At 49.1% G+C, this 11,409-nt stretch carries 10 protein-coding genes and 1 other annotated feature; of the genes, 9 read left to right on the forward strand and 1 reads right to left on the reverse strand.

The features are described 5' to 3' along the window. Window positions 1-40: 40 nt before the first annotated feature. The 7 genes from H6A12_RS11565 to H6A12_RS11595 are packed head-to-tail and all read left to right on the forward strand — an operon-like array spanning window position 41 to window position 5,555. Complete coding sequence (locus H6A12_RS11565) at window positions 41-430, forward strand: hypothetical protein (RefSeq protein WP_204448048.1); 390 nt, start codon at window positions 41-43, stop codon at window positions 428-430. Next, window positions 427-2,310, forward strand: coding sequence for a hypothetical protein (locus H6A12_RS11570; RefSeq protein ID WP_204448051.1), 1,884 nt, complete (start codon window positions 427-429; stop codon window positions 2,308-2,310). Before H6A12_RS11565 ends, H6A12_RS11570 begins: the two co-directional genes overlap by 4 nt. Window positions 2,311-2,322: 12 nt before the next feature. Further along, a complete protein-coding gene (locus H6A12_RS11575) occupies window positions 2,323-3,252 on the forward strand; it encodes a hypothetical protein (protein ID WP_204448053.1) in 930 nt (309 codons plus the stop codon). 47 nt (window positions 3,253-3,299) lie between these two features. Then, window positions 3,300-3,536 carry a hypothetical protein gene (locus H6A12_RS11580; RefSeq protein ID WP_204448056.1) on the forward strand — a complete coding sequence of 79 codons (237 nt, stop codon included), beginning with the start codon at window positions 3,300-3,302 and terminating at the stop codon, window positions 3,534-3,536. Window positions 3,537-3,542: 6 nt separating this feature from the next. Next, complete coding sequence (locus H6A12_RS11585) at window positions 3,543-3,830, forward strand: phage holin (RefSeq protein WP_204448059.1); 288 nt, start codon at window positions 3,543-3,545, stop codon at window positions 3,828-3,830. Continuing rightward, complete coding sequence (locus tag H6A12_RS13705) at window positions 3,827-4,828, forward strand: LysM peptidoglycan-binding domain-containing protein (protein ID WP_204448061.1); 1,002 nt, start codon at window positions 3,827-3,829, stop codon at window positions 4,826-4,828. The genes H6A12_RS11585 and H6A12_RS13705 overlap by 4 nt, the downstream gene beginning before the upstream one ends. Before the next feature lie 52 nt (window positions 4,829-4,880). Then, window positions 4,881-5,555: a hypothetical protein gene (locus H6A12_RS11595; RefSeq protein WP_204448064.1), complete on the forward strand. Its 675-nt coding sequence runs from the start codon at window positions 4,881-4,883 to the stop codon at window positions 5,553-5,555. 50 nt (window positions 5,556-5,605) lie between these two features. Here H6A12_RS11595 and rpmB read toward each other — a convergent pair whose 3' ends face one another. Further along, window positions 5,606-5,794 (reverse strand): 50S ribosomal protein L28, encoded by a 189-nt coding sequence (gene rpmB / locus H6A12_RS11600; RefSeq protein ID WP_204448067.1) that lies wholly within the window; start codon window positions 5,792-5,794, stop codon window positions 5,606-5,608. A 220-nt stretch (window positions 5,795-6,014) separates the two neighbouring features. After that, window positions 6,015-6,259, forward strand: a binding site (T-box leader). A 44-nt stretch (window positions 6,260-6,303) separates the two neighbouring features. Here rpmB and H6A12_RS11605 point away from each other — a divergent pair. Together H6A12_RS11605 and H6A12_RS11610 are read left to right on the forward strand one after the other, a co-directional pair. Next, window positions 6,304-8,922 carry a valine--tRNA ligase gene (locus H6A12_RS11605; protein WP_204448076.1) on the forward strand — a complete coding sequence of 873 codons (2,619 nt, stop codon included), beginning with the start codon at window positions 6,304-6,306 and terminating at the stop codon, window positions 8,920-8,922. Between the two features lie 90 nt (window positions 8,923-9,012). Next, the gene (locus H6A12_RS11610; protein ID WP_204448078.1) at window positions 9,013-11,274 is read left to right on the forward strand and encodes a glycoside hydrolase family 3 N-terminal domain-containing protein; all 2,262 of its coding nucleotides are present in this window, start codon (window positions 9,013-9,015) and stop codon (window positions 11,272-11,274) included. Window positions 11,275-11,409: the final 135 nt, after the last annotated feature.

Here is an 11,409-nt window from a genome sequence, read left to right on the forward strand (position 1 = left end):
CGGCGGGTGGGTTTTTATTTGAACGAAAGGAGGGGATGAATTGACGGTACAGGATTTGATGATTACATCACTCGCGCTCATGGGTGAGCCGGCGGATGCCGTTTCCGATTATCGGAGCTATGCGGTGACAGCGGTCAATATTGTGCTTTCGGAAACACTTCCGCTTGAAAATCAGCTGCGTGAAGTGAAGAAAGAAGAATTGCTTCTTCAAGCGCCTGTGATGAAAGAACTGACCGATACAATCCCGTATGATACGCGGCTATTGATGACGTGCCTTTCCTATGGCGTTGCGGCAAAATTGACGATGGAGGACGATGATCCTGCCAAGTTTAATTATTTAAACGGTATGTATATGCAGACATTTTCCTCCGGTACACCGGGATTCAGTCATCCGATTGACGATGCGGTTTGGGGAGGAATCGACAGATGAATGCTGTACAGATGGAATCTCAGTCAAATCGAGAACAAACAGCCAGATATACGGCGTTTTGCGGTGTGGACATGTCGTCAGACCCTACGAAAGTACAGTCGGCACGTTCGCCGTATGCACCGAATTTGATTTCGGACAGCGGCGGATTTCCCGAAAAGCGTGTGGGATGGCGTACCCTTTTGACCATCGATGCACCGATTAACGGTTTGTTTTTGGCCTCCATTCAAAAAGAGGGTGAACCGCCCAAACGATTGCATTTGGCGCACGGCGGCACAAAGCTTTATGACATTACCGATGTACTGCACCCGAAGGTGCTCAAAGAGGATATTCACAATGCGCGTTCCATCGGATTTTCGACCTGCGGGAAGTTTTGGCTGTTAACGGGGCGCGAGTATTTGGTGTATGACGGCGAGTCGGTGAAACATGTTTCGGAAATCGCAACGCGTCCTGTTACAAGCATCGGCAGAGATCCGCTCGGCGGCGGACAGGTATATGACGATGTCAACTTGCTGAGCAAATATCGGGAAAATCGGTTTTTGGCGGATGGAAGTGCGAAAAAATATCAGCTTGATACAACCGATCTTGACGCGGATGCTGTGGAAATTACAGTGAACGGTCAGTCGCTTGCCGAGGGGAGCGGGTTTACTGTCGATCGAAAATCGGGCATTGTCAGCTTTACCACCGCGCCTGCACAGCCGCAGGTTGCCGGCGAGGACAATGTATTCATTCGGTTTTCCAAAACAGTTGCAGGTGCTTATGAGAAAATTGCACATTGCACGATTGCAGCACTGTATGGAAGCGGCGGTGACGGATTTGTTTTTCTTTCAGGCAATCCACAATATCCTGCGCAGGATTTTCACAGTGCGCTGCGCGATCCGTCCTATTTTCCGGATAACGGATACAGCTTGATCGGCAGTGAGGCAACCGCTGTTATGGGATATGCGCGGACCGGAGAATATTTGCTGATCTTAAAAGAGAGCGATGAGGAAAACAGTACGATTTTTTTGCGCAGGTGTCAAATGGATTCCATTGGGGGCACACAGTCAAAGACGACGTTTCCGCTGCAGGCAGGCGCTGCAGGTGCCGGTATGATTGCACCGCGCGCGGTCGGACATATGGCGGATGAACCGCTGTTTTTGTCACAGTCAGGTGTGTATGCGGTGACATCCAATCAGATTACAGCAGAACGAACCGTGGAAAACAGAAGCTACTTTGTAGATGCATCCTTATGTGCACAAAAGAATCTTTCAAGTGCTGTGTGTACAGAATGGAATGGTCGGTTTTTGATCGCGGTGGAAGGAATTGTGTACGTTCTTGACGGAAGGCAGGCGGCGGTTCGTCCGACGGACGGTCAAAAGGTATATGAGTGCTTTTATTGGACCAATATCCCTGCTGTTTGCTTTTTGCCGCAGGGAGAGGAGCTGTTCTTCGGCACGCAGGATGGACGGATCTGCAAGTTCAATACCGATATTTTGTCAATGGACCGGTTCAATGATGACGGTGCGCCGATTGTTGCAAGCTGGAGTACCAAAGCAGACGATGACGGTGATTTTATGACGTATAAAACACTGCTTCGCCGTGGATGCGGCGTGATGATCAAACCGTATACACGTTCGGGCTGTACGATCCGGCTGCGCACGGAAGAGGATTTCGGAAAAGATGTTCGTTCTGTCAAAACGGATATCTTCTCGTTTGATGATTTTGATTTTTCACGGCTCGTGTTTGCAGTAAACGATGGGCCGCAGGTCATACCGTTTTCCGCACGTGTCAGGCGGTATGTGACAATTCAGGTGATTGTCGAAAATAACGCAGTAAATGAAGGGTTCGGTGTATTCGGCATTATCCGAAGGTATCGTAAGTCGAAAGTACTGCGCAGATAAAGGAGGAACAACATGCTTTCAGAATACAAACTTGATTCGGCAGACTTTTTGGGGAAAAACGTGAGTTCTCTGCCGGATCGTCCGTCTGAAGCGGGTATGACGGCTGCGGAGCTCAAGGCGGCGTTTGACCGCGGCGGTGAAGAAGTCATTGCGAGTCATTTTAACGATTTGATTGATACCCTTTCAGGCAATGAAGGTGCATCCGAAATCGGCACCGGTGACGGCAGAACAGTGGAAGAACGACTGGACTCATGTGTGGAGTCGGAGAATATTTCGAAGCTCTATGGAACGCTCGGCGGTGTTTTGCTTCTTGAAGAAAACGGACAGCAATCTTCGGTGGGGTATCGTATTCAGCAGGGAGATACTGTTTATCTCCCCAACCGAAAAGTGCTGGCGTTTTTAAATGCAACAGTGACAGACGATTCGCAAAATGATCGTCTGTTTATCGACACCAATGCCGTAATGAGTGTCAATCAAAAGAGCGGTTCGCATATTATGTTATCGAGCGAAGATGTTGGTGCAGTATCTAATCAGGTTTTTTCTGCACACACAGCTGACAAGAAGAATCCGCATGGTGTAACTGCACAGCAGATCGGTGCACTCACCCGACAGGAGCTTACTCCCTTGGGGTTTGATTTGACCCTCATGGAAGGTGTTTCGGTTGCAAGTAAGATCTGCAGACAATGGGGCCCTTTGGTGAGCATAAATGCGATGTTTTTTATCAATGACCTTGCGAGTGGAACAGAAGTGAAAATTGCTGAGATTGCAAGGCAGTTTGCGCCTCAGGACTGGATTACCTGCTGTGGAATGGGACGCACAGCATCCGGAGAATTGATGCCGGTTTGTGTTAACATTGATGGGAACGGAAATATTTTGGTGAATTCACCGGTCAAGGTGCAGTATGTCAGCATGTCGTTGTCGTGGATGCAGGGAGTTTTTTAATAAATTCTGCAGTCGGCAGCACAGATATATAAAAGAGGGGAAATGTATTGGGAGAAGAATTGTTGGCTTCAGTCATTGCAGTGGCAGGAACGATCATCGGCAGTTTTGCGGGCATCATGACATCTTCAAGGCTCACAATTTATCGATTATCCAAGCTTGAGGAAAAAGTTGAGAAACACAATCAGGTGGTGGAGCGTGTATTTCGCTTGGAAGAAAGTGTGAAATCGGCGCATCATCGCATTGACGAATGCAAAGAAGAACACATGAATTTGACAGGAGCGTGAGTATCAATGAAAATCAACTGGAAAGTGCGTGTGAAAAATCCGTATTTTTGGGTACAGATTTTACTGGCGATTGCCGTTCCCGTTTTGGGATATTTCGGCCTTTCAGCCAGTGATCTGACAACATGGACGACTGTATTTGAAACCGTTGGAAAGGCATTCTTGAATCCGTATGTGATCGGTATGATGGTGGTGAGTGCGTATAATGCGGTGATTGATCCTACAACAGTCGGAATATCTGACAGCGATCGTGCAATGACGTATACAAAGCCTTACGCGGGAGGCGAGTCAAAGTGACAACCAAAAATGTCATTGATATTTCGGCGTATCAGCCGAAGGTTGACTATCAGACCGTGAAAAACAGCGGGATTGACGGTGTGATTCTGCGATGCGGCTTGACGTATTGGGGAAAGCAGAATCCGGCGCAGGATGCATGTTTTCAAACGCATTACGAGGGATTTCGTGCGGTAAACATGCCGGTTGGCGTATATTATTACAGTGCGGCTGACAGCGTGGAAAAGGCGCGGGAAGAGGCGGCGTTTGTTAAATCGATTTTGAAGGGGAAACAATTTGCGTATCCTGTTTATTACGATGTGGAAAATGAACAGCGTATGGGCCCGCTTTCCAAAGCAACGCTGACAAGTGTTGTGGAAGCATTCTGTACAGAGATGGAGAATGCAGGATATTTCGTCGGCGTGTATGCGAATACGAATTATTTTCAGAATAAACTTGATCATGCACGTCTTGCAAAAAAATATACGCTGTGGCTTGCCGACTATCGTGCCGAAAATGCGAACCGTACACTGCTTCGTGATATGTTTCAGTATACCAGCAAAGGAACAGTATCCGGCATTGCAGGAAACGTTGATTTGAATGAGTGTTATAAGGATTTTCCGTCGATTATCAAAGAGGCAGGGAAAAATGGTTTTTCTGTCGTTGAAACGATCACACCGCCGTCAAAACCATCGGAAAAAACGTATACGGTGAAAACGGGCGATAGCTTTTGGAAAATTGCACAGGAGCAGCTTGGAGACGGTACGCGGTATCAGGAACTTGCAGCGTATAACGGAATGCGTACAGACGATGTCATCTATCCGGGACAGGTGCTGAAACTGCCGGCCGGAACACAGACTGCTGTGCCGAATAAAGCGTACACGGTGGAAAAGGGCGATAGCTTTTGGAAAATTGCACAGGAGCAGCTTGGAGACGGTACACGGTATCAGGAACTTGCAGCGTATAACGGAATGCGTGCAGATGATGTGATTTATCCGGGACAGGTGCTGAAACTGCCATAAAAAAACCGCCGGATTTTTCCGGCGGTTTTGATAAAGAAAAAAGGAGGATGTTATGTCAACAGCACAATATCTAAAAGATCTTGAAGCGGCAAACAAGCAGTATGAAGAACAGCTTCGCAAACAGCAGCTTGCCGCAGAAGAACAAATTCGGCTGCAGACAAATGCAGAGAAACAGCTGCTGAATCAGGAGAGCGCAGAAGCGAAAAAGACATTTGAAGAGCAAGCACAAGCAGCCTATTTACAGCGAATGATGGCACAGAAAATGCTTACAGAAGCACTTGCGTATCAGGGATACAACGGTGGATTGACCGAAAGTGCATATATTCAGCTTGCGAATCAGTATGGACAAGCTTATACACAGGCGAGCAAGCTGCTTTCGCAGGAGCAAAATGAAATTTCAGGAAAGCTTCAGTCTTTGCTTCAAAAAAAATCGGCACAGCTTTTAAGCAGCCGTCAAAGCTATGAAAAGAAATATGCTGATTTGGCGTTTGCGTATCAAAAAGAGCGTGCACGTCTGCTCGAGCAGGAACGTGCCGCACAGCTGAAAGCAGCGGCGGAAGCAGCAAAAAAACAGTCGTCATCGAGCAGTTCTTCAAATAAAACCTCATCTAAACCATCGTCGAACACAAATACATCGTCATCGAATGCATCAAGCGGATATAATCCGTCTAAAAACAATTCGAATAAAGGCGGCGGCGGTCCGACGATTCGCTATGAATTAAAATAAAAAGAAAAAAGAGCCTGTTTTTTTAACAGGCTCTTTACCGTTTTTAAAAATTATACGGCACGGGTCACTTTATTTGAACGCAAGCAACGGGTGCAGGCATTGATGCGGCACGGTTTGCCGTCAACGATGGCGCGAACACGTCTTACATTCGGTTTCCACGCTCTGTTTGTACGTCTGTGAGAGTGAGAAACTTTAATTCCAAAAGTAACACCTTTTCCGCAGATATCGCATTTTGCCATGATCTGCACCTCCTTTATGTTACCGAATTTGACTGCCAAAAGGCTAACATCAAATATTGTAGCAGAAACCTTTTATAAAATCAAGCTTTTTTTCATTTTTTTTTGCATTGGACAAAAAATATTTTGAAAAAGCAGAAAACAAGCTGTATTTTCGTTCAAAAACCGCTTGCAAAGCGGCTTGACAAAGCAATTTTAGAACGGTATAATACCATTGAATCAGTAAACAGCGTTGACAGGGAGGAGTATGTGCCGCTTTGCCGCAAAGAGAGAAGATGGCTGGTGTAAATCTTCGGGCAGACGGTGCGGAAGGTAGCCCTTGAGCTTTGAACCGAACCGCTTTTTTAAAAGCACAGTAGACTTCAACGGTTTTTCCGCCGTTATCGGAAGACGGCGTTTTTGCGTCGATTGAGTGCGGAGGATTTTCTCCGAATTCAGGTGGTAACACGGAACTTTTCCGCCCTGAGCGTTTGCTTGGGGCGGTTTTATTTTTCAAAGAAAGGAATTTTTGCATGAGAAAAGAATTGGCAAAAACATATGAGCCGAAAAGCTTTGAGGACCGCATTTATCAGTTCTGGCTGGACGGCGACTATTTTAAAGCACAGCGCGATCCGAACAAAACCCCGTATACAATCGTCATTCCGCCGCCCAACATCACGGGTCAGCTTCACATGGGTCATGCGCTCGACGAAACATTGCAGGACATCTTGATCCGTTACAAAAAATTGCAGGGATTTTCGGCGCTTTGGGTTCCGGGTACGGACCACGCGTCGATTGCAACAGAGGCAAAAATCGTTGCCGCAATGCGTGAAGAGGGTGTAACAAAAGAAGAGCTCGGCCGTGAAGGTTTCTTAGAGCGTGCTTGGGCATGGAAAGAGCAGTACGGCGGACGCATCGTTTCGCAGCTTAAAAAATTGGGTACCGCATGCGACTGGAGCCGTGAGCGTTTTACACTTGACGAGGGCTGTTCCGAAGCGGTCAAAGAGGTGTTTGTCCGTCTGTATGAAAAAGGACTCATCTACCGCGGCGAGCGTATTATCAACTGGTGCCCGACCTGTAAAACGTCAATTTCCGAGGCTGAGGTTGAGTATGAAGAGCAGCAGGGCAGCTTCTGGCATCTGCGCTATCCGCTTTCCGACGGCAGCGGCTATGTAGAACTTGCAACCACCCGTCCGGAAACACTTCTTGGCGATACCGCAGTGGCAGTCAACCCGGACGATGAACGTTATCGTGACATTGTCGGCAAGACCGTTGTTCTGCCGCTCGTGGGCAGAGAAATCCCGGTGGTTGCAGACAGCTATGTCGATATGGAATTCGGTACCGGCGTGGTTAAAATCACACCGGCACATGACCCGAACGACTTCGAAGTCGGCCTGCGTCATAACCTGCCGATCATCAACGTCATGACTGATGATGCGAAAATCAACGAAAACGGTTTAAAATATCAAGGCATGGACCGCTACGAGGCGAGAAAAGCAATCGTTGCCGATCTTACAGCAGGCGGCTATCTTGTAAAAATCGAGCCGCACGCACACAATGTCGGCACCTGCTACCGCTGTCATACAACTGTCGAGCCGCGCGTTTCCAAGCAGTGGTTTGTCAAAATGGAACCGCTCGCAAAACCGGCAATCGAAGCGGTCCGCAGCGGTGAAACGAAATTCGTACCGGAGCGCTTTGACAAAATCTATTTCCACTGGATGGAGAACATCAAAGACTGGTGCATCTCCCGTCAGCTCTGGTGGGGTCACCGCATTCCTGCATATTACTGTGCAGACTGCGGCGAAATGGTTGTTGCCAAAGAGGCGCCGACTGTCTGCCCGAAATGCGGCAGCACTCATATGAATCAGGACGAGGATACGCTTGACACCTGGTTCTCATCGGCACTCTGGCCGTTCAGCACACTCGGCTGGCCGAACGATACCGAGGACTTAAAATATTTCTATCCGACAAACACACTCGTCACCGGCTATGATATCATCTTCTTCTGGGTGGCGCGTATGATGTTCTCCGCATTGGAGCAGACCGGCACCGTTCCGTTCAACACCGTGTTCATCCACGGCCTCGTACGTGACGCACAGGGCAGAAAAATGTCGAAATCTTTGGGCAACGGCATCGACCCGCTGGAGATCATTGACCAGTATGGCGCAGACGCACTCCGCTTGGCGCTCGTTACCGGCAACAGCCCTGGAAATGATATGCGTTTCTCTGACGACAAGATTAAAGCGGCACGTAACTTTGCAAACAAACTCTGGAATGCAACCCGCTTCATTTTGATGAATCTGTCCGACGAGGTTACCGACACCGCTCTGCCGCAGACACTGACACTCGAGGATAAATGGCTCTTGTCGCAGTATAACCGTCTGGTGCGTGAAGTGACCGATAACCTCGATAAATTCGAACTCGGCATCGCAGAGCAGAAAATCTATGACTTTATCTGGGATGTGCTGTGCGACTGGTATATCGAACTGTCGAAAGCACGTCTTCAGGCAGGCGGCGAAACCGCAGTCTGCGCACAGCGTGTGCTCGTCTATGTCATTTCGAATACGATCAAACTGCTCCATCCGTTCATGCCGTTTATCACAGAGGAAATCTGGCAGGCACTTCCGACGGAGACCGAGAGTATCTTGGCATCCGCTTGGCCGTCCTTCTCTGATGAACTCGATTTTTCTGCAGAGGAGCAGGAATTTGCCCGCGTGATGGAAGCAATCAAAGCCATCCGCAACACACGCACCGAAATGAACGTGCCGCCATCCCGCAAAGCGGCTGTTTATATCGAAACAGAGTATCAGACCGTGTTTGAAGACTGCAAACCGTTCTTTGTCCGGCTGGCTTCTGCATCTGAAGTGTTTGTCGCTTCCACGCAGTCGATAGACGGTGCGGTACAGATTGCAACAAAGAGCGCACGCATCTTTGTGCCGATGGACGATCTGATCGACAAAGACAAAGAGCGCGCACGTTTGACCCGTGAGCGTGAAAAATGCGAAAAAGAGATTTCGATTCATGAGAACAAACTCAAAAACGAAAACTTTGTCAATAAAGCACCCGAAAAAGTGGTCAACGAAATTCGCATGAAATTAAAAACAGCACAGGAACTGCTCGTTAAAATTGACGAGAGCTTGAGCGCACTGTAATGTATAAAAAGGCGCGTCGTTTTTCTTTTGAACAAGAGACAAAAAGGAAAAACGGCGCGTTTTTTCATCAAAAGAAAAGAGGAATTTCATATGAACGAACGGTATAAGGACGCGTCCTTGCCAATCAATGAGCGGATCGAAGATCTGCTGCCACGCATGACACTTGGTGAAAAGGTTGCGCAGATGTGCATGATGCGCGGCGTCGAGTATGCCAAAAAGCCGTCACCGAAGCATCCGTGCTGTGTGGAGTCCGACACAGAATTTGACACTGAGCGGCTTTTCGGCACGTTCGGAACAGACGGTATCGGCTTTGTCCATGATATGTATTCGACACCGGAAACATTCAACCGGATGCAGCGGATTTTGCTTGAGACACAGCGACTGCCGATTCCGGCGATCTTTACCGCAGAAGCGCTTCATGGCGTGAGCGGTCTGCGCGGCACGATTTTTCCGTGTCCCATTAACTTAGGTGCGACGTTCGATCCCGCACTGGTCAAAGAAGTCGGCGAAGCCATCGGCAGAGAAACGCGTGCACTCGGTATGCACGAAATCTTAGCGCCGAACCTTGATGTTGCACGTGAACCGCGGTGGGGACGCATTGAGGAAACATTCGGCGAGGATACGTTTTTGTCATCGCGGATGGCGGCTGCCATCGTCAGCGGTGAGCAAAAGGGTGACGTCAGCCGTCCGGACGCCGTTGTGAGCGAGCCGAAGCACTACTGCGTACATGGTATTGCAGAAGGCGGTACGAACTGTTCGCCTGCACGTGCAGGACGGCGCGAGGTGGACGGCTGCTATCTGCCGGTGTTTGAGGCAGGTATTACTGAGGGCGGCGCATATAACGTCATGGTCAGTTATAACTCGATAGACGGTGATCCGATGATGTGCTCGTCCTACTATTTAAACGATGTGCTCCGTGACCGGCTGCACTTAAAAGGATATACCCGTTCAGACTGGGGAGGCATCGGCAAATTAAAACGTGACCACCACGTTGTCAGTACCGACAAAGACGCGATTTGCCTGGCAGTTACACACGGACTCGATGTGCAGGGCTGTGACTATGAACCGGATTTCTTTAAACAAACGGTGATGGAACTTGTGGACGAAGGACGAATTTCACTTGCACGCATTGATGAGATTGTACGCCGCGTGCTGTTCGTAAAATTCTCACTCGGACTGTTTGAACATCCGTATACGGACGAGAAAGCGTATGAATCGGTAGTACACTGCGAGGAACACCGTAAGATTTCCCATCGGGCAGCGCTTTCGTCGGCAGTATTGTTAAAAAATAACGGCGTGCTGCCGCTTGATCGTGAGAAAATCACTTCGATTGCAGTGGTGGGTCCGTCGTCAAATGCACAGAAAATCGGCGGCTATTCGTCATTGCCGCAATTTCATATTTCGTCGGTATATGAGGAACTGCGTGATATGATGAGCGAGCAGGTGCGCATTGTCCAGTGCGACGGCTGTGGTATCACCGAGGAAGCAAAACAGGAACGCATTGTCGAGGGACAGGCGCATCTCTATGAGGCGGCTGATACGGCAGTCGAGGAGAATCTCGAACGTGCCGTTTCGCTGGCGTCTTCGTGCGACGTGATTGTCGCGGTCTGCGGCGATAACACCGTGACAAGCGGCGAGGGACGCGACCGTTGCGAACTGACGCTCAGCGGAAAACAGCGCGAGTTGATCCGTCGGCTCTCTGCACTCAAAAAGCCGCTGGTGCTTGTACTCGAAAACGGCAAGCCGCTTGAGATTTCAAAAGAGAGTGAATGGTGCGATGCTGTGCTCATGAGCTTTTTCGGCGGAGAAACAGGCGGCCGTGCAATCGCAGAAATTTTGCTCGGACACTATAATCCGTCGGGCAGACTGCCGATTTCACTGCCGCGTCATTCAACTCGTATCCCGTGTTATTATTCGATGCTGCCGGGCGGCGATCCGATGTTTTTCGAGGGTGAAAAGAACGCGCTGTATCCGTTTGGCTACGGATTAAGCTATACCACATTCGAATATTCTGCACTGGACATCGCACCGCAGCCGAATGGAGACGTGCTTGTTTCCTGTGATGTCGAGAACACCGGCGATATGGACGGCGAAGAGGTTGTACAGGTCTATGTGGATGACGTTGACAGCTCAGTGGTCACACCGCCGATGCTTTTAAAAGGCTTCACACGAGTGGCGCTTTGTGCACATGAGAAACAGCGCGTGACTGTCTGCCTGCCGAAGGTGTCGTTTTCGCTCATTGATGTGCATTATCAGCGCGTGATCGAGCCGGGACGGTTCCGGATTCTTGTCGGAAAGAACCAGCGCGAGATTTTGCTTTCTGCAGATTATGTGGTTGACGAACAAAACTAAAAACGAGAACAAAAAGCCCCGTGTACGCGTTGAACTGCCCCAGATTGAGCGGACAGGAGAAAAAAGCCCCTGGTAGGAAAATATTGAGTTTTAGGAGGAGTGGCGGAGCGTGAGCGGCGCCACTCCTGTTTTGTA

The sequence above is a fragment of the Merdimmobilis hominis genome, assembly GCF_016901855.1.
Classification (GTDB): Bacteria; Bacillota; Clostridia; order Oscillospirales; family Ruminococcaceae; genus Paludihabitans.

Excerpts from the sequence above, each read along its gene's own strand:
- rpmB (WP_204448067.1), bottom strand. The coding sequence starts at position 5,794 with ATGGCAAAATGCGATATCTGCGGAAAAGGTGTTACTTTTGGAATTAAA.
- H6A12_RS11610 (WP_204448078.1), top strand. The coding sequence starts at position 9,013 with ATGAACGAACGGTATAAGGACGCGTCCTTGCCAATCAATGAGCGGATC.
- H6A12_RS11585 (WP_204448059.1), top strand. The coding sequence starts at position 3,543 with ATGAAAATCAACTGGAAAGTGCGTGTGAAAAATCCGTATTTTTGGGTA.
- H6A12_RS11605 (WP_204448076.1), top strand. The coding sequence starts at position 6,304 with ATGAGAAAAGAATTGGCAAAAACATATGAGCCGAAAAGCTTTGAGGAC.
- H6A12_RS11575 (WP_204448053.1), top strand. The coding sequence starts at position 2,323 with ATGCTTTCAGAATACAAACTTGATTCGGCAGACTTTTTGGGGAAAAAC.
- H6A12_RS11595 (WP_204448064.1), top strand. The coding sequence starts at position 4,881 with ATGTCAACAGCACAATATCTAAAAGATCTTGAAGCGGCAAACAAGCAG.
- H6A12_RS11570 (WP_204448051.1), top strand. The coding sequence starts at position 427 with ATGAATGCTGTACAGATGGAATCTCAGTCAAATCGAGAACAAACAGCC.